We start from the raw sequence: 21,601 nt of genomic DNA on the forward strand, positions 1-21,601 counted from the left end.
TGCGGGCCCGGAGTGAGTCCTGGCCCGCCGATGCCGTGGAGACGGTAGCCGCGCGCGACGCATCGGAGGCAGCGGAGGAGAGACCCGCGCCTGCCCAGCGACGGCGGCGGGCGCGGTTCGGGGGGCAGTGGGGTGCTATGAATCCGGTGTTGGAACCGCTCTTCAAGACGGTTCGCGCGACCCATCCCAAAGCGGATCTCCGGCTGATCGAGCACGCCTACGACGTCGCCGCCCACCATCACCGCGACCAGAAGCGCAAGAGCGGCGACCCGTACATCACGCACCCGCTGGCCGTGGCGACGATCCTGGCCGAGCTCGGCACCGATGACGAGACGCTCTGCGCGGCGCTCCTGCACGACACGGTCGAGGACACCGCCTACAGCCTGGAGGAGCTGCGCGCCGACTTCGGCGAGAACATCGCCCTTCTGGTCGACGGCGTGACCAAGCTGGACAAGGTCAAGTTCGGCGACGCGGCGCAGGCCGAGACCGTCAGGAAGATGGTCGTCGCCATGGCGCGCGACATCCGCGTGCTGGTCATCAAGCTGGCCGACCGGCTGCACAACATGCGCACGATGCGCTACCTGCCCGAGCACAAACGGCAGCAGAAGTCCCGCGAGACGTTGGAGATCTTCGCGCCGCTCGCGCACCGGCTCGGCATGAACACCATCAAGTGGGAGCTGGAGGACCTCGCGTTCGCCATGCTCTACCCGAAGCGGTACGACGAGATCGCCCGGATGGTGTCGGAGCGCGCGCCCCGGCGGGACCTGTTCCTGCAGGACGTGATCGAGAGGGTCTCCGCCGACCTGCGCGAGGCCAAGATCCGGGCGAGCGTCAAGGGCCGTCCGAAGCACTACTACTCGATCTACCAGAAGATGATCGCCAAGGGCGTGGCGTTCGACGACATCTACGACCTGGTGGGCATCCGCGTGCTGGTGGACACGGTGCGCGACTGCTATGCCGCCCTCGGAACGATCCACGCGCAGTGGAGGCCGTTGCCCGGGCGGTTCAAGGACTACATCGCGATGCCCAAGTTCAACATGTACCAGTCGTTGCACACGACGGTCATGGGTCCCGAGGGCAAGACGATCGAGCTGCAGATCCGCACCCGCGCGATGCATCACCGCGCGGAGTACGGCGTGGCCGCCCACTGGAAGTACAAGGAGGAGATGAACGGCGCCCCCGGCACGGCGGGCAAGGGGAAGCAGGTCAACGACATGGCCTGGCTGCGCCAGCTCCTCGACTGGCAGAAGGAGACCTCCGACCCGGGCGAGTTCCTGGAGTCGCTGCGCTTCGACCTGTCGGTCTCGGAGGTGTTCGTCTTCACGCCGCGCGGCCAGGTGATCGCGCTGCCCGAGGGCGCCACCCCGGTCGACTTCGCGTACGCCGTGCACACCGAGGTGGGGCACCGGTGCATCGGGGCCCGGGTGAACGGCCGCCTGGTGCCGCTGGAGTCGCGGCTCGGCAACGGCGACACGGTGGAGATCTTCACCTCCAAGTCGCCGGACGCGGGTCCCTCGCGCGACTGGCTGAAGTTCGTCAAGAGCGGCCGGGCCCGCAACAAGATCCGGCAGTGGTTCTCCAAGGAGCGCAGGGAGACCGCCATCGAGGCCGGCAAGGAGGCCATCGGGCGGGCGATGCGCAAGCAGGGGCTGCCGCTGCAGCGCCTGATGTCCGGCGAGGCGCTCCTCGCGCTGGCGCGCGACCTCAGGTACCCGGACGTGTCGGCTCTCTACGCCGCGGTCGGCGAGGGCCACTCGGGGGCCCAGGCGGTCGTCCAGAAGCTCGTCCAGTCCCTCGGAGGTGTCGAGGGGGCACAGGAGGACATCGCCGAGGCGGCGGTGCCCACGAAGCTCAGAGGGCGTCCCAGGGGCGGTTCCAACGCGGGAGTCAACGTGGCGGGCGACCCGGACGTGTGGGTGCGGCTGTCGCGGTGCTGCACGCCGGTGCCCGGCGACGAGATCGTGGGCTTCGTGACCCGCGGCCACGGGGTGTCGGTCCACCGGACGAACTGCCCCAACGTGGAGGAGCTCAACGCCCAGCCCGACCGGCTCGTGCAGGTGTCGTGGGCCCCCAGCGGAGACTCGGTCTTCCTGGTGGCGATCCAGGTCGAGGCGCTGGACCGGCCCCGGCTGCTGTCGGACGTCACGCGTACGCTTTCGGACCAGCACGTGAACATCCTGTCCGCCACGGTGGCGACCAGCCGGGACCGGGTCGCGGTGAGCAAGTTCACCTTCGAGATGGGCGATCCCAAGCACCTCGGCCACGTGCTCAAGGCGGTGCGCAACATCCAGGGCGTCTACGACGTCTACCGCGTGACGAACTGACCGTCCGCGCGGGGCCCTTCGGGCCGCGTCGCCCCCTGACCCCTGACACGCGTCGTCCCCCGCCGCGCGATCGCGACGGGGGACGGGACGGTCCGGCGGCGGGGGCGGCCGGCGCCGCCCCCGATGAACCCGGCGTCAGGAGAACTCGGCGAGCGTGCGCTCGGCCTCCTCAAGCCAGGAGCGGCGCGCGGTGAGCGCCTCCTCGGTCTCCTTGACGTCCTTGTCGCGGCCCGCCGCCCGGGCCTTGGACAGCCGGGTCTCGAGCTGCTCGATCGACCGGCGGAGCTGGTTGACGGTGTCCTGGGCGCGCGCCCTGGCCTCCGGGTTCGTGCGGCGCCACTCGTTCTCCTCGGCCTTGCGGACCGCGTCATCGATCTTGCGCAGGCCGCCCTCCAGCCGGTCGCGCTGCTCCCGCGGCACCGGTCCGGCCGCCTCCCAGCGCTCCAGGATGCCGCGCAGCACCGCGCGGGCGCTCCTCGCGTCCGTGATCGGCAGCAGCTTCCCGGCCTCGGCGAGCAGCGTCTCCTTGATCTCCGCGTTCGCCGCGAAGGAGGCGTCCCGCTCGGCGAAGACGGCCGACCTGGCCTGGAAGAACAGGTCCTGCGCACCCTTGAACCTGGTCCACAGCTCGTCCTCGACCTCACGGGAGGCGCGCCCGGCGGCCTTCCACCGGTGCATCAGCTCCCGGTAGGCGGCGGCGGTCGCGTTCCAGTCGGTCGAACCGGCGATCGCCTCCGCCTCGGCGACGATGCGCTCCTTCTCGTCGCGCACCGCGTCCCGCTGCTCGTCCAGCGAGGAGAAGTACGCCTTGCGCCGCTTGGCGAACGCCGTACGCGCGGCGGACAGGCGCTTCCACAGGCCCGCCTCGGTGGGGCGGTCGATGCGCTCGGCGGCCTTCCACTCCTCGACGAGCTGGCGCAGCCGCTCGCCGCCGGACTTCCAGTGGGTCGCCTCCTCGGCGATCCGCTCGGCCTCGGCGACAATCCGCTCCTTGACATCGCGCGCCTGGGTCCGCGCCTTGTCACGCGCGACCTTCACTTCCTCGCGACGCTTGCCGACGATCTCGCTCAAGGCCTCCAGGCGGCTCTGGAGCGCGGCCAGGTCGCCCACGGCGTGGGCCTCGGTGACGGCCTCGCGGAGCTTCAGGATGCTCGCCTCCGCCTGCGTGGGCGGCAGGTCGGTGCCCTTCACCCGCTGTTCGAGGAGCTGAATCTGGCCGGCCAGCTCCTCGTACTTGCGGTGGTAGTAGGCGAGAGCCTCCTCCGGTTCACCGGCCTGCCAGGACCCGACGGCTCGTTCACCCTCGGCCGTACGTACGTAGACGGTGCCGTCGTCGTCTACCCGGCCCCACGGGTCGGTGGTCACGGTGTCCTCCCGCACTCGAATCAGCCTCCGGGGCCCCAATGTGCCCTTGGTTGTATTACGTCAGCTCTTGCTGGTAATTGTCACGTCTTTGATTTCGACGGGCCGCTTGGGTGCGCCCGTGCCGTCGCCACCGGCTCCGGTGATCACGCCCCGCTTGGCCACTTTGTCCAGGATTTCCAGCCCCTTCGTCACGGTACCGAAAGGCGTGTAGTCCGCGCTCAGCCCGGTGTCGCCGTACACGATGAAGAACTGGCTGCCGTTGGTCGCGGGGCCGCTGTTGGCCATGGCGAGCACGCCGCGGGTGTACTTGGCGCCCGCGAGGTTCTCGTCCACGAAGCGGTAGCCGGGGCCGCCCTGTCCGTCGGTGGGGTTCTTGCCGTCGGCCTTGGCCAGCGGGTCGCCGCACTGCAGGATCGGGAAGCTGGTGCCCATCCGGTGGCACCGGCTGTTGTCGAAGTAGTCCTTCGACGCGAGGAACTTGAACGAGTTGACCGTGCAGGGCGCGTTGACCGCGTCGAGGTCGGCGACGATGTCCCCGTAGTTGGTCTTGATCGTCATGACCGCCGGGGCGGTGCTCACCTTCTCGGGCGGCATGCCCACGTCCTTGACCGGGCCGCCGTCGGCCGCCTTCACGTACGAGCACGTGCCGGCGGCGGGGTCGTACCCCTTCGGCTCTTCGCCGGCGGCGATGCTCGGCTTGGCGTTCGCGGTGGCGTTGTCGTCACGCCCCAGGAAGGCGATCGCCCCCACGATCGCCCCCACCGCCACGACGGCGACGGTGGTCGTTCCGATGACGGCGGTGCGCCGGGCCTTGCGCTGCCGCTCAAGTCTCGCCTGCGTCTGCCGCTGGTAATGATCCCGGGCCAGCTGCTTCTGGCGGTCCTTGCCGGTGACCACTTCGTCCTCCCGACTGTCCAAGAATGACTATTGAGGTGGGCGAATCGTATCGGCACACGGGTATGCGTTCGCAGCCTGCCGACCCGCACCGGTACCCTTCGGTTACATTCGCTCGCGCATTCCTTGATACATCTTCTGAGACGAAGAGGCCGATTCCGTGCTCGTCGCCGGGTTTCCCGCAGGGTCCTTCCAGACCAACTGCTATGTTGTCGCGCCCGCCGAAGGCGAGGAGTGCGTCATCATCGACCCAGGTCAGGACGCTGTCGAGGGCCTCGACGAGATCGTGCGCGAGTACCGGCTCAAGCCGGTCGCGGTGCTGCTGACCCACGGCCACATCGACCACATGTGGTCCGTCGTGCCCGTCTGCGGCGCGCGGGACGTGCCCGCGTGGATCCACCCCGAGGACCGCGAGCTGCTGTCGGATCCCGGCAAGGGGCTCTCCCTGCAGGCCGGGCAGATGCTTTTCGGCGGGCTGGAGTTCACCGAGCCCGACGACGTCCGCGAGCTGAGCGACGGCGCCGTGCTGAAACTCGCGGGCATGGAGATCACAGTCGACCACGCGCCCGGCCATACCAGGGGGTCGGTGACGTTCCGGGTTCCTGAGATCATGTTCTCGGGCGACCTGCTGTTCGCCGGCTCCATCGGCCGTACCGACCTTCCGGGCGGGGACCACGAGACGATCCTGCGCAGCCTGGCCACCGTGTGCCTGCCGCTGCCGGACGAGACGACGGTCCTGCCCGGCCATGGACCGCAGACGACCATTGGCCGCGAGCGCGCGACCAACCCCTACCTCCGCGGGCTGCTCGACCAGCAGGCCCCGGGCGGGGACGCGCCGCCCGCCGGCCCGACCAGGGGACTGTGATGAGCTTTCAAGCGCCGAAGGGCACCTTCGACTGGATGCCGCCGCGCTCCGAATGGGCGCTCGCCGTACGCGACGCGCTGTCCGCGCCGGCCCGCGCGGCGGGCTACGGGTACATCGAGACGCCGGCCTTCGAGGACACCCGGCTGTTCTCCCGCGGCGTCGGTGAGTCCACCGACATCGTGACCAAGGAGATGTACACCTTCGAGGACAAGGGCGGGCGGTCGATCACGCTGCGCCCCGAGGGCACCGCCTCCGTGGTGCGCGCGGTGATCGAGCACGGCCTGCCGGGCGGCCCGCTGCCGGTCAAGCTGTGGTACTCCGGCAGCTACTACCGGTACGAGCGGGCCCAGAAGGGCAGGTACCGCCACTTCTCCCAGGTCGGGGCCGAGGCGCTGGGCGCGGAGGACCCGGCCCTGGACGCCGAACTGATCACGCTCGCCATGGACGGCTACACCCGGCTCGGGCTGCGGAACGTGCGGCTGCTGCTGAACTCGCTGGGCTGCCGCGAGTGCCGTCCCGCGTACCGGGCCGCGCTGCAGGAGTTCCTGCGCGGGCTCGACCTGGACGAGCCGACCCGTCAGCGCATCGAGATCAACCCGTTGCGCGTTCTCGACGACAAGCGGCCCGAGGTCCGCGCCCAGCTCGCGGACGCGCCGCTGGTCACCGACCACCTGTGCGGGGCGTGCAAGGCCTACCACGAGGAGGTGCGCGGCCTTCTCCGTGAGGTGGGCATCTCCTACACCGACGACCCCCGGCTGGTCCGCGGCCTCGACTACTACACCCGTACGACCTTCGAGTTCGTGCACGACGGCCTCGGCGCCCAGTCGGCCGTGGGCGGCGGTGGCCGCTACGACGGCCTGAGCGAGATGATCGGCGGTCCGCCGCTGCCCAGCGTCGGCTGGGCGCTCGGCGTCGACCGCACCGTCCTCGCGATGGAGGCCGAGGGACTGCTCGCCGAGCGTCAGGGCAGCGTGGACGTGTTCGCCGTACCTCTCGGCGAGGAGGCGCGGCGGCGGGTCTTCGCCCTGGTGGCGGAGCTGCGCCGGGCCGGCCTTTCGGTCGACATGGCCTTCGGCGGGCGCGGCGTCAAGGGCGCGATGAAGGCGGCGGACCGCAGCGGCGCCCGGTACGCCCTGATCCTCGGCGACCGGGATCTGGAATCGGGGACCGCGCAAGTGAAGGACATGACCACAGCCGAGCAGACCGCGGTGCCGATCGCCGAGGTCGTCGACATCCTGAAGGGGAAATTCTCGTGATCCGCAGTCACGAAGCAGGGACGCTTCGTAGGGAGCATGCAGGCCAGCGGGTGACGCTGGCGGGCTGGGTGGCCCGCCGCCGCGACCACGGCGGGGTCGTCTTCATCGACCTGCGGGACGCCTCCGGCTCCGCCCAGGTGGTCTTCCGTGAGGAGGATCACGCCCACGACCTGCGCTCGGAGTACTGCGTCAAGGTGACGGGCGAGGTTCGCGTGCGCCCGGAGGGCAACGAGAACCCCGACCTGCCGACCGGCGCCGTCGAGGTCGTCGCCTCCGAGGTGGAGGTGCTGAGCGAGGCCGCGCCGCTGCCGTTCCCGATCGAGGGCAGCAGCGGCGTGTCGGAGGAGGCGCGGCTGAAGTACCGCTACCTCGACATCCGCCGGGCCCAGGTCGCCGACGCGCTGCGGATTCGCTCGCAGGCGACATACCTGGCGAACGAGGTCATGCGGGAGCGCGGGTTCGTCTACGTCGAGACCCCGACCCTCACCCGCTCCACCCCGGAGGGCGCCCGCGACTTCCTGGTGCCGGTACGGCTCCAGCCGGGCAACTGGTACGCCCTGCCGCAGTCGCCGCAGCTCTTCAAGCAGCTCCTCATGGTCTCCGGCCTCGAGCGCTACTACCAGCTCGCGCGCTGCTTCCGTGACGAGGACCTGCGGGCGGACCGGCAGCCGGAGTTCACCCAGATCGACATCGAGATGTCGTTCGTCGACCAGGACGACGTCATCGAGCTCGGTGAGGCGCTGATCGGCCGCATCTGGAAGGAGACCCTCGGCTACGAGCTGCCGACGCCGCTGCCGCGGATCAGCTACGCCGAGGCGATGTCCAGGTACGGCTCCGACAAGCCGGACCTGCGCTTCGGGGTCGAGCTGACCGAGCTGACGGACTACTTCGCCAACACCTCCTTCCGCGTCTTCCAGGCGCCGTACGTCGGCGCGGTCGTCATGCCGGGCGGCGCCGGACAGACCCGCAAGGAGCTGGACGCCTGGCAGGAGTGGGCCAAGTCGCGCGGCGCCCGGGGCCTGGCGTACGTGCTGGTCCAGGAGGACGGGCTCGGCGGCCCGGTGGCCAAGAACCTGTCCGAGACCGAGATCGCCGGCCTGGCCAAGGTCACCGGCGCGCAGCCCGGGGACGCGATCTTCTTCGCGGCCGGCCTGCCGCACGCCTCGCGGGAGCTGCTCGGCGCGGCCCGGCTGGAGATCGGCCGCCGCTGCGACCTGATCGACGAGTCGCAGTGGTCGTTCCTGTGGGTCGTGGACGCCCCCATGTTCGAGCCGGTGGTCGACGAGGTCGGCCGGCAGACCGGCTGGACGGCCGTGCACCACCCGTTCACCGGACCCAAGCCCGAGTTCGCCGACACCTTCCACGACAACCCCGGCGAGGCCCTGGCGTACGCGTACGACATGGTCTGCAACGGCATGGAGATCGGCGGCGGCTCGATCCGTATCCACCGGGCCGAGATGCAGCAGCGGGTCTTCGAGGTGCTCGGCATCTCCAAGGAGGAGGCGGAGAGCAAGTTCGGCTTCCTCCTCGAGGCGTTCAACTACGGCCCGCCGCCGCATGGCGGCATCGCCTACGGCTGGGACCGCGTCTGCATGCTCCTCGCGGGCGGCGAGTCGATCCGCGACGTGATCGCGTTCCCGAAGACCGCCTCCGGGTTCGACCCGCTGACCGCCGCTCCCACGCCGATCACGACCGAGCAGCGCAAGGAGGCCGGGGTGGACGCCAAGCCCAAGGGCGAGGCGGAGCCGAAGGCCTGACCGCGCCGCTTCCGCGCACATGACGACGGCCCCCGGGCCCGGTGGTGAACCGGGCCCGGGGGCCGTTCGTCGTGCGGTGCGACCGCGGGTCAGGAGATCCTGATGGTCTTGATCTGGACCTTCATCTTGGGAGCGTTCGAGCCGCCGTCGTCGCTGGTGATGTCGACGCCGTCCTTGGCGGTGTTGACCCCGCCCTTGGCGACCTTGTCGACGATCTCCATGCCCTTGCGCACGATGCCGAACGGCGTGTACGCCTGCGGGAGCTGGGCGTTCTCGTCCGTGTAGGAGATCACGAACTGGCTGCCGTTGGAGTTGGCGGCGTCGCCGCCCTGGGCCATGAACACCACGCCGCGGGCGTACTGCGGGCCGAGGTTCTCGTCGGGGAACAGGTAGCCGGGGCCGCCGGTGCCGTCGGTCGGGTTCTCGCCGTCGCCCTTGGCCTGCGGGTCGCCGCACTGCAGCAGGCCGAGACCGTTGCTCTCGATCGTGGTGAGCCGGTGGCAGACCGTGTTGTCGAAGAACTTCTTGCTCGCCAGGAACGCGAACGAGTTGATCGTGCAGGGCGTGTCACCGGGGGCGATGTCGATGACGATGTTGCCGAGGTTGGTGTAGATCGTCATCGTCTTGGCGTTGATCACCGCCTTCGACAGCTGCTTCGGCGGGAAGCCGACCAACTTCGCCGGGCTGTCGGTGTCGTCCTTGCGGTACTCGCAGGTCACCTTGCGCAGGTCGGTCTCCTTGACCGTGGGTGTCGCCTCAGGGAGTTCAGAGGGGACGGCGGAGGGCGCGTCCGAGGGGGCGGGCGTCGGAGCCCCGTCCGCGGAGTTCTTCGCCTCGCTGCACGCCGCGAGGCTCCCTGCGAGCGCGAGCACACTGAGGCCGACGCCGATGGTGCGCCTGGCCTTGCTCCTGGGCCGAGCCGGGTGCTGCTGTCGGTCCGTGTCGGTCACCGTTACGCCTTCCCTTTTTACCTGTCTTGACCACTTGCGATGCGTCACTTTATCGGCGTTCATGTCGGGTAGGTGTAAGCAGGAGACTCACAGGTATCTTGAGTAGCAAAAATCACGATCTTGCGGTAAAAGGGCTTCCCGTTACGATTATTTGGTGACGAGTGGGTCTTACCTTCGATTTCCCCACGTTCACCGGCGATCGCTGACGTTCGTCGCGGAAGACGACGTCTGGATCGCCCCGCTCGACGGCGGCAGAGCATGGCGGCTCACGGTCGATCGGGCCGGGGCGAGCCATCCGAGGTTCTCGCCCGACGGCACCAGGGTCGCCTGGACCAGCCGCCGCGACGGCGACCCGGAGATCCATCTGGCCGCGATCGGAGGCGGCCCCGCCACCCGGCTCACTTACTGGGGCGACCCGTACACCGAGTCCCGGGGCTGGGTCGACGACCGCACCGTCGCCGCCGTCAGCGCGCACGGCCAGCCCTTCACGTTCTGGACCTGGGCGTACGCGATCCCGGACGACGGGCGGCCGGCCACGCGGCAGCCGTACGGACCGGTGGAGGACCTGCACGTGTCGGGCGGGGACACGCTGCTGCTCACGGGGGCGGCGGGACACGACCCCGCGCACTGGAAGCGCTACCGGGGTGGCGGCACGGGCCGGCTCTGGCTCAACGGGCGGCGGCTGCTGGAGAGCCACGAGGGCCAGATCGCCTCGCCCATGATCGTCGAGGGCCGGGTCGCGTTCCTGTCCGATCACGAGGGCGTCGGCAACGTCTACTCGTGCGCCCTCGACGGCTCGGACCTGAAGCGGCACACCTGGCACGAGGACTTCTACGCCCGCCAGGCGAGCACGGACGGGCGGCGGATCGTCTACACGCGGGCGGGGGAGCTGTGGCTGCTGCCCTGCCTGGACGCCCACCCGGAGCGGCTGGACGTGACGCTGGGCGGCGCGGGGACCGGGCGCCGGCCCCGCCCCGCGCCGCCGCTGCTCGACGACCTCGCCTGCGACGCCACGGGACGGGCCAGCGCCGTCGAGGTCGCGGGCGCCGTCCTGTGGCTCACCCACGAGGACGGCCCGGCGCGGTGCCTGGACGCCCGTCCCAGCGTCCGTGCCCGGCTCCCCGTCGTGCTCGGCGCCGTACGCGCGCCGGAGGGGGAGGAGGCGGCCCGGCGCGGCAACGGACCGGTCGCCTGGGTGAGCGACGCGGGCGGCGAGGACGGCATCGAGCTGACGGAGCCCGGCGGCACGGTCAGGAGCCTCGCCCGCGGCCGCCTCGGGCGGGTGCTGGAGCTGTCCGGCTCACCGGACGGGACCATGATCGCCGTCAGCACACACGACGGGAGGCTCCTCCTCGTCGACGTCACGGGCCGCGGGACGGACGCGACGGTCACCGAGCTGGCACGGTCGGAGAGCGGCCCGCCCAGCGGGGCCAGGTTCTCGCCCGACTCGGCCTGGCTGGCCTGGTCGCACCCGGGGGTGGGCTCGCTGCGGGCGATCCGGATGGCCCGGCTGCGCTCCCGGACGCCCCGCGCGGCGCCTGAGGGAACCCCCGGCGATCCGGACCCGGCGGACCGGGTGACGCGCGCCGACCCGCTCGTCGTCGAGGTCACCGACGGCCGCTTCACCGACTTCGAGCCGGTGTTCACCCCCGACGGGAGATATCTGGCGTTCCTGTCCAGACGGGCCTTCGACCCGATCTCCGACGCGCACAGCTTCGACCTGGCCTTCGCGGCGGGCTCCCGGCCCTTCCTGCTGCCGCTCGCGCGGAGCACGCCCTCGCCGTTCGCGCCCTCCGTGGACGGCCGCCCGGCCGAGCCGGAGGACGCCGGCCGCGGCGACCTCGTCGTGGACACCGAGGGGATGGCGGGCCGGGTGGTCGGCCTGCCCGTGCCCGAGGGGCGCTACACGAGCCTCCAGGCGGTCAAGGACGGCCTCGCCTGGCTGCGCCACCCCCTGCGCGGCTCCCTCGGCACAGGAGAGCCTGGGCCGCCGCGGCGGCCCCTCCTGGAGCGGTTCGACCTCGCCAAGCGCTCCTGCGAGGAGGTCGCGCCCGCCGACGCCTTCTCGGTCAGCGGCGACGGCGCCCGCATCGCGTACGTCGAGGGACGGGCGATGAAGGTCATCGGCGGCGGCGAGCCGGTCGAGGTGGACCTGCGCCGGATCCGGGTCGAGATCGACCCGCCGAGCCGCTGGCGCCAGGCGTACGCGGAGGCCGGGCGGCTGGTGCGCGACCAGTTCTGGGTGGCCGACCTCGCGGGCGTCGACTGGCCCGGCGCGCTCGCCGCGTACCGGCCGTGGCTCGATCGGATCTCCGGCGCGGACGACTTCGCCGACGTGCTGGGGGAACTGCTGGGCGAGCTGGCGTCCTCCCACGCCTACGTGGCGCCCGCCCCTCCGGAGGGGTGGTACCGGTACGTCGGCATGCTGGGCGCCGACCTCGCGCCCGACACCGACGGCCTGTGGCGGGTCCGGCGCGTCCTGCCCGCCGAGTCCTCCGACCCGAACGCCCGGTCGCCGCTCGCCGGGTCCGGCGTGCGGCCGGGCGACGCCGTACTGGCCGTGGACGGCAGGCCGGTGGACCCGCGCACCGGGCCCGCGCCGCTGCTGGTGGACACGGCGGGCCGCCCGGTGGAGCTCACCGTCGAGTCCGGCGACCGGGTGTTCCGGGTGGCCGTGGTGCCGCTGTGGGACGACCGCACGCTGCGCTACCACGCCTGGGTCGCGGAGCGCAGGCAGCGGGTACGGCGGCTGAGCGGGGGCCGGGCGGGCTACCTGCACGTGCCCGACATGGACGCCGCCGGCTGGGCGCAGCTCCACCGGGACCTCGGCCGGGAGCTGGCGCGGGACGCCCTTGTCGTCGACGTGCGGGGCAACCGCGGCGGCTTCACCTCGCAGCTCGTGCTGGAGAAGCTGTCGCGGCGGATCGTTGGCTGGAACCTGAGCCGCCACCACGAGCCGGCGAGCTACCCCATGGAGGCGCCGCGCGGCCCGGTCGTCGTCGTGTGCGACGAGGCGACGTGCTCGGACGGCGACGTCATCACCGGCGCGGCGCAGGCGCTCGGCCTCGGCCCGGTGGTCGGGGCGAGGACGTGGGGCGGCGTCATCGGCTACGACGAATGGCACCGGCTCGGCGACGGCACCTCCCTCACCGTCCCCGGCTACGGGCTCTGGATCCGCGGGTACGGCTGGGAGCTGGAGAACGGGGGCGCCGCACCGGACGTGGCGGTGCTCAACACCCCGGCCGACTGGGCCGTGGGCGCCGACCCGCAGCTCGACACGGCGGTGCGGCTGGCGCTGGAGGGGCTCGACGCGACCCCCGCCGCCGGGCCTCCCGACCCCGCCGGCCGTCCCCCGCGGGGCCGCGCCGCCACCTGACCGCGGGGGGTCGCTTACGTGAGCGGGGCGCCGCGTGCGCTCATATTGTTCTCAGATCTCTCTGAGAACCTCGCCGTGATCATGTACGCATCAGGGTGAGGAACCACCCTGACCCGATCGCGAAGCCAGGAGCGACGCCCATGTTCGACGAGATGTTCGGCCTGCCCGTCCACCCCATGCTCGTCCACGCCGCCGTGGTGCTCACGCCGCTGCTGGGACTCCTCAGCGTCGGCTACGCCGTGCAGCCGAGGTTCCGCGCGAAACTCGACTGGATCCTCGTCCTGGTGGCGATCGGCGCGCCCGTCGCCGTGTTCGTGGCGAAGGAGAGCGGCGAGTCCTTCGAGAGGAACCTCTTCGAGGGGCATCCGTCGGCCGCCGTCAACGCGCACGAGGCCTTCGCCAACCCGCTGCTGCTGAGCACCGGCGCGCTCGGCGTGGTAGCCCTGCTGCTCGTCTTCGGCGCGCGGCGGTGGCCGAAGGCCGCCGGCACGGCCCTGTCCGCCGTCTCGGTGGTCCTCGCCGTCGTCGCGGGCTACTACGTCGTACGCGCCGGGCACAGCGGGGCGACGGCGGTCTGGGGCAGCTGACGTCTGCGTTGAATGGCCTCGCTGCGCTCGGCGGGCTGACGGCGCCGGCCGCCGCTTCCCGGCGGGGCGCCACGCCCGGAACGGCTAGAGTCGAGGTTGTGGACAGTATGTTCGATTCGGTGGCCGAGGAGGCCCACAGGAGCCACGAGCCGCTGGCCGTCCGGATGCGCCCGCGCGGGCTGGACGAGGTGATCGGACAGCGTCACCTGCTCGGCCCCGGCACGCCGCTGCGCCGCCTCGTCGAGAGCGAGGCCCCCATGTCCCTGTTCCTGTGGGGTCCGCCGGGCACCGGCAAGACCACGCTCGCCTACGTCGTGGCGGGCGCGACCAAGCGCAGGTTCGTGGAGATCTCCGCCGTCTCCGCCGGCGTCAAGGACGTACGCGCCGCGATCGACCAGGCCCGCCGCGAGCTGGGCATGAGCGGGCGGCAGACCGTGCTGTTCGTCGACGAGGTGCACCGGTTCAACAAGGCCCAGCAGGACGCCCTGCTCCCCGCGGTCGAGAACCGCTGGGTCACCTTCATCGGCGCCACCACCGAGAACCCGTTCTTCTCCGTCATCTCACCGCTGCTGTCGCGGTCGCTGCTGCTCACCCTGGAGTCGCTGGAAGAAGACGACGTGCGCGTCGTCCTTGAGCGGGCGGTGCGCGACCCGCGCGGCCTCGACGGACGCGCCACGCTGCATCCCGACGCGCTCGACCAGCTCGTACGGCTCGCCGGCGGCGACGCCCGCAGGTCGCTGACCTACCTTGAGGCGGCGGCGCTGCTGGCCGACCAGATCACTGTCGAGGTCGTGGAGCGCGCGGTCGACAAGGCGGCGGTCCGCTACGACCGCCAGGGCGACCAGCACTACGACGTGGTCAGCGCGTTCATCAAGAGCATGCGCGGCTCGGACGCGGACGCGGCCCTGCACTACCTGGCCCGGATGGTCGAGGCGGGGGAGGACCCCCGGTTCATCGCCCGCCGGATTGTGATCTTCGCCTCGGAGGACGTGGGCATGGCCGACCCCACCTGCCTCCAGGTCGCCGTGGCGGCGGCGCAGGCGGTCGAGTTCATCGGGCTGCCCGAGGGCCGCATCAACCTCGCCCAGGCTGTGATCCACTGCGCGCTCGCGCCCAAGTCCAACGCGGTGGTGACGGCCATCGGCGCCGCCTCCGACGACGTACGGCGCGGCCAGATCGGGCAGATCCCCTCCCATCTGCGCGACGCCCACTATCCCGGGGCGAGCAAGCTCGGCCACGGCAAGGGCTACCAGTACCCCCACGACTTCGAGCACGGCCTGGTCCGGCAGGACTACGCCCCCGAGGAGCTCAGGGACCGGCGCTACTACCGGCCGACCAAGCACGGGGCGGAGGCCAGGTTCGCCGAGCGCTGGGGCAAGATCCGCGCCTTCCTCAGGGGCGAGAGCGGCGCCTGACGGGGGCGTGCGCGGTCCGAAGGGGGCCCTGGAAGGCGTGGTGGGCCTCGGCGTGTCCGGCGTTCGCGGTAGGGTCTTGCCATTCCAGCCGGATCCGCGCGCCCGAGACGCGCGGCGCGGATTCGCGCGACGTCACGCGCCCTGCCACCTACCGAGGAGACGGATCCGCACATGCTTACCGCGGGAGAGGTCGCCGGTCTGATCGTCGCGATGTTCTGGGCGATCCTGGTGTGCTTCATGGCCGTCGTGCTCGTCAGGCTGGCCCGCCTGCTCACGGAGACCTCCAAGGCGGTGTCCGAGCTGAGCGATCGGGTGGTGCCGCTCCTTGAGGACGTCGGCCACACGGTCAACGAGACGAACCGCCAGCTTGTCGCGGTCGAGGCGATCACCGAGAACGTCAAGGACGTCAGCGGCAACATGGTGAAGATCACCGGTGTCGCCGCCATGCTGTTCGCCGGCCCGATGATCAAGCTGTCCGCTCTGAGCTACGGCGTCCGCGAGGCGCTGGCCCGCCGCGAGCGGCGCGCGATCGGAGGGCGGCGCCCGTGATCCGCCGGACCTTCTACATCACGGTTGGCGCGTTCCTCGCGGTCTGGGTCATGCGTAAGCTTCAGGCCATGCGGCCGGACAGCGTCGCCAGGCGCGCGGCCGACCGGGCCGCGGGGCTGGCCGGTGAACTCGCGGAGTTCGCCGGGGACGTCCGCGCCATCGCGCGAGACCGGGAAACCGAGTTGCGCTCCCGTATGGGGCTCGACAGTGTTGACAGAAACCACGACCACGACGTAAAGGATGGCCGCTGAAATGGAGTCGGCAGAGATCGCCCGCCGCTTCCTGCGCTTCTTCGAAGAGCGCGGGCACACCGTCGTGCCCTCGGCCAGCCTCGTCGCCGAGGACCCGACGCTGCTTCTGGTGCCCGCGGGCATGGTGCCCTTCAAGCCCTACTTCCTCGGCCAGCGCACGCCGCCGGCGTCGAGGCTGGTGAGCGTCCAGAAGTGCATCCGCACCCCGGACATCGACGAGGTCGGAAAGACCACGCGGCACGCCACGTTCTTCCAGATGCTGGGCAACTTCTCCTTCGGTGACTACTTCAAGGCGCAGGCGATCCCGTTCGCCTGGGAGCTGCTGACCCGGTCGGAGTCCGACGGCGGCTTCGGCTTCCCCGAGGAGCGTCTCTGGGTCACCGTCTACGAGGACGACGACGAGGCGGCCGACATCTGGCACAAGACGGTCGGCGTCCCGCTTGACCGCATCCAGCGCCGGGGTCTGGCCGACAACTACTGGCACATGGGCGTGCCCGGCCCGGGCGGTCCCTGCTCGGAGATCTACTACGACCGCGGTTCGGAGTACGGCCGCGAGGGCGGTCCGGTCTCCGACGAGAACCGCTACCTCGAAGTCTGGAACAACGTCTTCATGCAGTTCCAGCTCAGCGCGGTCCGCAACAAGGTCGACTTCGACATCGCGGGCGAACTGCCGAGCAAGAACATCGACACCGGCATGGGCCTGGAGCGCATGGCGGCGATCCTGCAGGGCGTCGACAACATCTACGAGATCGACACCACCTACAAGATCCTCGACCGGGCGGCCGAGCTCACCCGCACGAAGTACGGCCGGGACAGCCGCGCGGACGTGTCGCTGCGCGTCGTGGCCGACCACACGCGCGCCGGCGTGATGCTGGTCGCCGACGGAGTCCTGCCCTCCAACGAGGGCCGTGGGTACGTCCTGCGCCGCATCCTGCGCCGCAGCATCCGCAACCTCCGCCTGCTCGGCGCGGGCGAGGAGCGGTACATGCACGAGCTCACCGCGACCACGATCGACGTGATGGGCGAGCTGTACCCCGAGCTGAGGGCCGACGCGGCCAACATCCACACCGTCATCGACGCGGAGGAGACGTCCTTCCTCGGCACCCTCCGCACCGGTACGGCGATCTTCGACGCGGCCGTGGAGGAGTCCAAGCGCAAGGGCGCGGTCACCCTGGGCGGCGACCAGGCGTTCCAGCTCCACGACACCTACGGCTTCCCGATCGACCTGACCCTGGAGATGGCCGGCGAGCAGGGCCTCAAGGTCGACGAGGAGGGCTTCCGCCGGCTCATGAAGGAGCAGCGCGACCGCGCGAAGGCGGACGCCGCGGCCAAGAAGACCGGCAACGCCGACATCTCCGTCTTCAGCGGCATGCTGGAGAAGGCCGGCCGGGTCGACTTCCTCGGCTACGACCACACCACGGCCGAGGCCAACGTCATCGGCCTGATCGTCGACGGCGGCTCCGTCCCGGCGGCGGGGGAGGGCACCGTCCTGGAGGTCGTCCTCGACCGCACGCCGTTCTACGCCGAGGGCGGCGGCCAGCTCGCCGACCAGGGCGTCATCCGCACCGCGGGCGCCGAGGTCGAGATCACGGACGTGCAGTCGCCGATCGGCGGCCTGATCGTGCACCGCGGCAAGGTCCGCACCGGCGAGATCCGGGTCGGCGAGCAGGCGCAGACCGATGTCGACCTGGAGCGGCGCCGCGCGATCTCCCGCAGCCACACCGCGACCCACCTCGTGCACCGCGGTTTCCGCAACGCGCTCGGCGAGTCGGCGGCGCAGGCGGGCTCGGAGAACTCGCCCGGCCGCTTCCGCTTCGACTTCACCGCGGCCGGCGCCGTCTCCCCGAGCGTCCTGCGCGACGTCGAGGACGAGGTCAACGCGGTCCTGATCAACGACCTCAAGGTCAACGCGTTCTACACGTCCCAGTCGGAGGCCCGCGCCATGGGCGCGCTCGCGCTCTTCGGCGAGAAGTACGGCGACGAGGTGCGCGTGGTCGAGGTCGGGGACTACTCCCGCGAGCTGTGCGGCGGCACCCACGTGGCGAGCTCCGGCCAGCTCGGCCTGGTCAAGGTCCTCGGCGAGGCGTCGATCGGCGCGGGCGTGCGCCGGGTCGAGGCGCTGGTCGGCCTGGACGCCTTCCGCTTCCTGGCCCGCGAGAGCGTCCTGGTGGCGCAGCTCAGCGAGCAGCTCAAGACCCGCCGCGAGGAGCTGCCCGAGCGGGTCGAGGGCATCGTCACCCGGCTGCGCACGGCCGAGAAGGAGCTGGAGCGGCTCCGTTCGGCGCAGGTGCTCGCGGTCGCGGGCGAGCTGGCCGCCGGGGCGGCCGACGTGGACGGCGTCTCGGTCGTCACGCACCGCGCGCCCGCTGGCACCTCCCCCGATGACCTGCGTAAACTCGCCCTCGACGTGCGCGGTCGATTCCCGAGTGACCGCGCCGCGGTGGTCGTGGTCGCCGGCGTCCCCTCCGACCGGCCGGTCGTCGTCGCCGCGGTGAACGAGGCGGGACGCGGCCGCGGCCTGAAGGCCGGTCGGCTGGTCGGTGTCGCCGCGAAGGCGCTTGGGGGTGGCGGTGGCGGCAAGGACGATGTCGCTCAGGGCGGCGGTACTCGCGCCGAGGCGATCGGCGACGCGTTGCGCGCCGTCGAGGAGGCCATCTCCTCGTCCCTCACCTGATCACCGGGTCTTTCGGGGAGAGCCGGCTATGAGGCAGGGTGTGCGACTCGGCGTGGACGTCGGATCCGTACGCGTCGGCGTGGCGCGCAGCGACCCTTCGGGGCTGCTCGCCACGCCGGTCGAGACGGTACGGCGCGGCCGGGGCGACGTGGAGCGGATCGCCGCGATCGTCGCCGAGCACGAGGCGATCGAGGTGGTCGTGGGCCTGCCCACGTCCCTGTCGGGGCGGGAGAGCCACGCGGCCGGGGCGGCGCGCGAGTTCGCCGCCGTCCTCGCCGACCGGCTCACGCCGATCCCGATCCGGCTCTTCGACGAACGGCTGACGACGGTCACCGCGCAGCAGCGGCTGCGCTCCAGTGGCGTGAAGGCCAAGAACCAGCGTTCGGTTATCGACCAGGCGGCGGCCGTGGAGTTGCTCCAGGCGGCGCTCGACTCCGAGCGCGCCACCGGCCGGCCGCCGGGCAGCTCCCTCGAACCGCCGGGCGGCCCCGGCGGCGGGAAGGCGAGCGGCGGAGCCGGCTGATGCCCGCCGCGGCGGCCGCGCCCGCCCGTCTCCTCGTCCTGGTGGCCAGGTCACGTCCGCCGGGCCAGGCCGTGCCGCGCGGGGCCGGGACGACGCCGCGCCGCGTCGCCGCCCCGCTCCCAGAGATCCCGCACCGGGACGAACTTTTCGCGAAGCCCGGGAATGCCGGCCGGACACTCCGTGCCGACCGCCCCTTCGCGGCCCATTCGGCTGGATCCGCGCTCCCCGAGGCGTCGGCCGTCCGCGCCCGGGGCGAGGAAGCCTTCACCGGCACGTTTCCCGCTCTCCCTCTCCTCCGCTCACGCGCGCCGACTATTCCGGCAGCGATGCCATACTTAGGGCACTTCGCTCCAAAAATGGGCGATTGGTACCGGTTTGTCAGAACCGATCTTCACCATAGGATCATCCAAATCACTGACAAAGAGGACGAGTTTGTGAAATACCGGGAAGAGTTGAGCGCGTACCTAGGGACCATCTAGGACATGACCATTCACGCCCGGAAGGACCGTCCTGGCCCGCCTGGGGGCCGGGTGGCCGCTCCCTCCCGCGAGGGACGGTCCGCCCGCAACCGGGGCCCACGTCCGCCCCTCGCGGGGGCAGGCGCGTAATCGAACGCCGGAACGCCCTCGGTTCTGCCACACTCGCTTGACGCGGGGGCGCGCCGTACCGAGAGATTGGCCAGCGCACTATGAATGATCTCGATATGGACTTCCTGCTGGGCTCCGACGACGACGGGCCCTCCCGGCGCCGTGCCCGCGGCCCGAACCGCAGCCAGCGGCGCCGCAGTCGCCGGCGGCGCACCCGGCAGCGCCGCAAGGGATTCGCGGCCTCCTTCTTCGCCATCCTGGTCGTCGCCGCGGTGCTCGGTGGCGCGGGATACTTCGGCTTCAACTGGTTCCGCGACCTCCTCGTGCCCAAGGACTTCACCGGCGCCGGCAGCGGTGAGGTCGTGGTCGAGGTCAAGGAGGGGGCGACCGCCTCCGACGTCGCCCAGGAGCTGGAGGAGCAGGGCGTCGTGGCCAGCGCGCGGGCGTTCGTCAACGCCATCGGCGCGGCGGGCAAGAGCTCCTCGCTCCAGCCGGGTGAGTACAAGCTGCGCAAGGGCATGTCGGCGGAGTCCGCGGTCACCCTGCTGGACCCGAAGAACCGCGTGGTCAGCGGTACGCTGACGATCCCCGAGGGCCTGCGGCTCAGCAAGATCTTCGCCGATCTGTCCACCGCCAGCGGTAAGCCGGTCGAGGAGTTCAAGAAGGCCGCCAAGAAGGACATCGGCCTTCCCCGGTACGCGAAGGGGCGGCTGGAGGGCTATGCCTTCCCCGCGACCTACGAGATCACGCCCAAGCTCAGCGCGAGCCAGATCCTCACCAAGATGGTGGACCGCTTCAACCAGACCGCCCAGCGGCTCGACCTGGAGCGCCAGGCGAAGCAGCTCGGTTACACCGCGCACGACATCATGACCGTCGCGAGCATCGTCCAGGCCGAGTCCGGCAGTCAGGCCGACATGCCCAAGGTCGCCCGCGTCATCTACAACCGGCTCAGCCGGAACCCGCAGATGAACCTGTCGATGGACAGCACGGTCATGTACGGCCTGAACAAGTACGGGATCGCCGCCAGCCACAAGGACCTGGAGAGCACGTCGCCGTACAACACGTACAAGTTCCCCGGCCTGCCTCCCGGTCCGATCGACAGCCCCGGCGACCACGCCATCGAGGCGGCTCTCAAGCCGGCCGACGGCAACTGGCTGTGGTTCGTGACCGTCGATCCGAAGAAGGGCATCACCAAGTTCACCGACAAGGAGTCGGAGTTCATGCAGTTCGTCGCTGAGTTCAACCGGAACCACGGATGACTCAGCCCTTCGGATCGGCCGAGGCCGGGGAGGGACCGTACGCGCGCAGAGCGGCGGTCCTCGGTCTCCCGATCCGCCACTCGCTCTCGCCGATCCTGCACCGCGCCGCGTACGCCGGGCTCGGCCTTTCGGCGTGGCGGTACGACGCGATCGAGTGCGGCGAGGACGACCTGGCCGAGCTGGTCGCCGGGCTCGGCCCGGAATGGGCCGGGCTTTCGCTGACGATGCCGCTCAAGCGCGTGGTGTTCCCGCTGCTCGACACGGTCTCCGACCTTGCGGTCGAGGTGAACGCGGTCAACACGGTCGTCTTCCGTGATGGCCGCCGCCACGGCGAGAACACCGACGTGTACGGCATCGTCCGGGCGCTGGCCGAGGCCGGGGTGACCGCGCCGTCCAGCGCCTCGATCCTGGGCGGAGGCGCGACGGCGGCGTCCGCGATCGCGGCGCTGCGCGAGACGGGTCTGCGCGAGGTGACGCTGGTCGTGCGTGAGCTGTCCCGGGCCGCCGAGACGCTGGAGGTGGCCGAACGGCTCGGCGTCATGGTCGCCGTACGGACCTTCGCGGACTTCGACGCCGACGTGGATCTGCTCGTCTCCACGCTCCCCGCGGGGGCCGCGGACGCCGTGGCGGACAGGGCCGCCGGGGCGAAGGCGGTCTTCGACGTGGTGTACGCGCCCTGGCCGACGACCCTCGCGGGGGTCGCGCGGGAGCGCGGCGCCGTCGTCGTCGGCGGGTTCCCGATGCTCCTGCACCAGGCGGTCCGCCAGGTCGAGCTGATGACCGGCCGTACGGACGTGCCGGTCGAGGAGATGCGCGCGGCCGGCGAGGCGGAGATCCGCAGACGGGCCGCGGCAGCTAAGTAGCCGGGCGCGAGGGGCGCGGCATCGACTGAGGGCGCCCCGAGCCCGCGCGAGCGGAGCGAGCGCAATAGGCACTCTGTGGTAGTATTGGCAATTGATCGGTCCGGCA

General features: G+C 71.2%; 16 protein-coding genes. 13 read left to right on the forward strand and 3 right to left on the reverse strand.

Going from position 1 to position 21,601, the window contains the following annotated elements:
- The first annotated feature begins 137 nt into the window (after nucleotides 1-137).
- Nucleotides 138-2,324 carry a RelA/SpoT family protein gene (locus ACQP1V_RS14415; RefSeq protein WP_433422953.1) on the forward strand — a complete coding sequence of 729 codons (2,187 nt, stop codon included), beginning with the start codon at nucleotides 138-140 and terminating at the stop codon, nucleotides 2,322-2,324.
- 135 nt (nucleotides 2,325-2,459) lie between these two features.
- Here ACQP1V_RS14415 and ACQP1V_RS14420 read toward each other — a convergent pair whose 3' ends face one another.
- Both ACQP1V_RS14420 and ACQP1V_RS14425 read right to left on the reverse strand, forming a co-directional pair.
- Nucleotides 2,460-3,689: a DUF349 domain-containing protein gene (locus ACQP1V_RS14420; RefSeq protein WP_433425832.1), complete on the reverse strand. Its 1,230-nt coding sequence runs from the start codon at nucleotides 3,687-3,689 to the stop codon at nucleotides 2,460-2,462.
- A 60-nt stretch (nucleotides 3,690-3,749) separates the two neighbouring features.
- The gene (locus ACQP1V_RS14425; RefSeq protein WP_433422956.1) at nucleotides 3,750-4,586 is read right to left on the reverse strand and encodes a peptidylprolyl isomerase; all 837 of its coding nucleotides are present in this window, start codon (nucleotides 4,584-4,586) and stop codon (nucleotides 3,750-3,752) included.
- A gap of 157 nt (nucleotides 4,587-4,743) precedes the next feature.
- Between ACQP1V_RS14425 and ACQP1V_RS14430 the strand changes: the two genes are divergently transcribed.
- From ACQP1V_RS14430 to aspS, 3 genes are read left to right on the forward strand one after another with little or no spacing between them, the layout of a single operon-like run.
- Nucleotides 4,744-5,448 (forward strand): MBL fold metallo-hydrolase, encoded by a 705-nt coding sequence (locus ACQP1V_RS14430; RefSeq protein ID WP_433422959.1) that lies wholly within the window; start codon nucleotides 4,744-4,746, stop codon nucleotides 5,446-5,448.
- Nucleotides 5,448-6,704: a histidine--tRNA ligase gene (gene hisS, locus ACQP1V_RS14435; RefSeq protein WP_174550718.1), complete on the forward strand. Its 1,257-nt coding sequence runs from the start codon at nucleotides 5,448-5,450 to the stop codon at nucleotides 6,702-6,704. The genes ACQP1V_RS14430 and hisS overlap by 1 nt, the downstream gene beginning before the upstream one ends.
- Entirely contained in the window at nucleotides 6,701-8,461 is a 1,761-nt protein-coding gene (aspS, locus tag ACQP1V_RS14440; RefSeq protein ID WP_433422962.1) for an aspartate--tRNA ligase, read from the forward strand. Before hisS ends, aspS begins: the two co-directional genes overlap by 4 nt.
- Nucleotides 8,462-8,550: 89 nt before the next feature.
- Here the strand turns inward: aspS and ACQP1V_RS14445 are convergent, their stop codons facing one another.
- Nucleotides 8,551-9,411, reverse strand: coding sequence for a peptidylprolyl isomerase (locus ACQP1V_RS14445; RefSeq protein WP_433422964.1), 861 nt, complete (start codon nucleotides 9,409-9,411; stop codon nucleotides 8,551-8,553).
- Nucleotides 9,412-9,565: 154 nt separating this feature from the next.
- Here ACQP1V_RS14445 and ACQP1V_RS14450 point away from each other — a divergent pair, with 154 nt between their 5' ends.
- The 9 genes from ACQP1V_RS14450 to ACQP1V_RS14490 all read left to right on the forward strand — a co-directional run bounded on the left by ACQP1V_RS14450 (nucleotide 9,566) and on the right by ACQP1V_RS14490 (nucleotide 21,495).
- Nucleotides 9,566-12,787 carry a S41 family peptidase gene (locus ACQP1V_RS14450; protein WP_433422966.1) on the forward strand — a complete coding sequence of 1,074 codons (3,222 nt, stop codon included), beginning with the start codon at nucleotides 9,566-9,568 and terminating at the stop codon, nucleotides 12,785-12,787.
- A 140-nt stretch (nucleotides 12,788-12,927) separates the two neighbouring features.
- A complete protein-coding gene (locus ACQP1V_RS14455; protein WP_067133992.1) occupies nucleotides 12,928-13,374 on the forward strand; it encodes a DUF2231 domain-containing protein in 447 nt (148 codons plus the stop codon).
- Between the two features lie 107 nt (nucleotides 13,375-13,481).
- A complete protein-coding gene (locus tag ACQP1V_RS14460; protein ID WP_433425834.1) occupies nucleotides 13,482-14,789 on the forward strand; it encodes a replication-associated recombination protein A in 1,308 nt (435 codons plus the stop codon).
- Between the two features lie 171 nt (nucleotides 14,790-14,960).
- Nucleotides 14,961-15,338, forward strand: a complete 378-nt coding sequence (locus ACQP1V_RS14465; protein ID WP_067133985.1) for a DUF948 domain-containing protein — start codon at nucleotides 14,961-14,963, stop codon at nucleotides 15,336-15,338.
- The gene (locus ACQP1V_RS14470) at nucleotides 15,335-15,589 is read left to right on the forward strand and encodes a hypothetical protein (RefSeq protein ID WP_067133982.1); all 255 of its coding nucleotides are present in this window, start codon (nucleotides 15,335-15,337) and stop codon (nucleotides 15,587-15,589) included. Before ACQP1V_RS14465 ends, ACQP1V_RS14470 begins: the two co-directional genes overlap by 4 nt.
- 1 nt (nucleotide 15,590) lies before the next feature.
- On the forward strand, nucleotides 15,591-18,263 hold the full coding sequence (alaS, locus tag ACQP1V_RS14475; RefSeq protein WP_433422970.1) for an alanine--tRNA ligase: 2,673 nt from the start codon (nucleotides 15,591-15,593) through the stop codon (nucleotides 18,261-18,263).
- 28 nt (nucleotides 18,264-18,291) lie between these two features.
- Complete coding sequence (gene ruvX / locus ACQP1V_RS14480; protein ID WP_067133976.1) at nucleotides 18,292-18,786, forward strand: Holliday junction resolvase RuvX; 495 nt, start codon at nucleotides 18,292-18,294, stop codon at nucleotides 18,784-18,786.
- A gap of 703 nt (nucleotides 18,787-19,489) precedes the next feature.
- The gene (gene mltG, locus ACQP1V_RS14485) at nucleotides 19,490-20,632 is read left to right on the forward strand and encodes an endolytic transglycosylase MltG (protein ID WP_433422972.1); all 1,143 of its coding nucleotides are present in this window, start codon (nucleotides 19,490-19,492) and stop codon (nucleotides 20,630-20,632) included.
- A complete protein-coding gene (locus ACQP1V_RS14490; RefSeq protein ID WP_433422975.1) occupies nucleotides 20,629-21,495 on the forward strand; it encodes a shikimate dehydrogenase in 867 nt (288 codons plus the stop codon). Before mltG ends, ACQP1V_RS14490 begins: the two co-directional genes overlap by 4 nt.
- Nucleotides 21,496-21,601: the final 106 nt, after the last annotated feature.

Origin of the sequence: Microtetraspora malaysiensis (assembly GCF_050947145.1) — a bacterium.
GTDB classification, from domain to species: domain Bacteria; phylum Actinomycetota; class Actinomycetes; order Streptosporangiales; family Streptosporangiaceae; genus Microtetraspora_A; species Microtetraspora_A malaysiensis.